The sequence below is a fragment of the Streptosporangium minutum genome, from assembly GCF_002149035.1.
GTDB lineage: Bacteria > Actinomycetota > Actinomycetes > Streptosporangiales > Streptosporangiaceae > Streptosporangium > Streptosporangium minutum.
The window spans coordinates 1-1,039 of the sequence record NZ_NGFP01000517.1; the positions used below are offsets into that span (position 1 = coordinate 1).

2 protein-coding genes are annotated in these 1,039 nt (G+C 75.4%); both read left to right on the top strand.

The genetic code is table 11. The features are described from left to right. On the top strand, window positions 1–302 hold a 302-nt coding region (locus CA984_RS44140), incomplete at its 5' end, for a winged helix-turn-helix domain-containing protein (RefSeq protein WP_133061999.1). 9 nt (window positions 303–311) lie between these two features. Beyond that, window positions 312–1,039: HAMP domain-containing protein (locus CA984_RS44145; RefSeq protein WP_133062000.1), on the top strand; the 728-nt coding region annotated here is incomplete at its 3' end.

Consider the following 1,039-nt stretch of genomic DNA (forward strand, 5'->3'; position numbering starts at 1 on the left):
ACGGGTCGGCGGGCCTGCTCATCGAGCAGGCCGGCCGGGAGGCGTTCCTCGACGGCGCCCGCCTGGACCTGACGCCCAAGGAGTTCGACCTGCTGCACTACCTCGCGCTCCGCCCCGGCCAGGTCGTCTCCAAACGGGAACTGCTCACCGAGGTGTGGCGGATGGCCTACGGCGGCGCCGACAAGACCGTCGACGTGCACCTGTCGTGGCTGCGCCGCAAACTCGGCGAGAGCGCCCAGGCCCCCCGCTACCTGCAGACCGTCYACGGCGTCGGCGTGAAGATCGTCGACCCGGGGCCCTGAGGCCAGACGATGAGACGGCGCCTGGCCCTGCTCGCGGTGGCGACCACCTCCCTGGTCCTGGTCGCCTTCCTCGTACCGCTCGCCGTGCTGGTCAGCACGCTGGCCGCCGAGCGGGCCACGGCCGCCGCCACCACCTGGGCGCAGTCGGTGGCCACCGCGGCGGCGCTGGGCGACCAGGACACCCTCGACGCCACCGTACGGCAGGCCAACAGCTCCGGCGGCACGCCGATCACGGTCTTCCTGGCGGGCCACGAGTTCCTCGGCGTGCCGGCGCCCCGTGGTCCCGGTGTCGAGCTGGCCGCGCGTGGGCGCAGCGTCACCGTCGAGACCCCGGCGGGCAGGGAGATCCTGGTGGCCGTCCAGGGAGGGGAGCGCGGCACCATGGTCGTCCGCGCCTTCGTGAGCGCCGAGCGGCTCCGGCAGGGGGTCGGGCGGGCGTGGCTCGTGCTGGGCCTGATCGGGCTGGCGCTGCTCACGGTCGGCATCGTCGTCGCCGACCGGCTCGCCCGCTCGCTGATCCGGCCGGTCGGACAGGTCGCGGGGGTCTCCCGGCGGCTGGCCGGCGGCGATCTGGACGCGCGGGTGGAGCCGGCGGGGCCGCCCGAGATCCGTGACGTCGGCGCGGCCCTCAACCATCTGGCCGCCCGCATCCGCGAGCTGCTGGCCCGCGAGCGCGAGGCGGTCGCCGATCTCTCCCACCGGCTGCGCACCCCCGTCACGGCGCTGCGGCTGGAGGC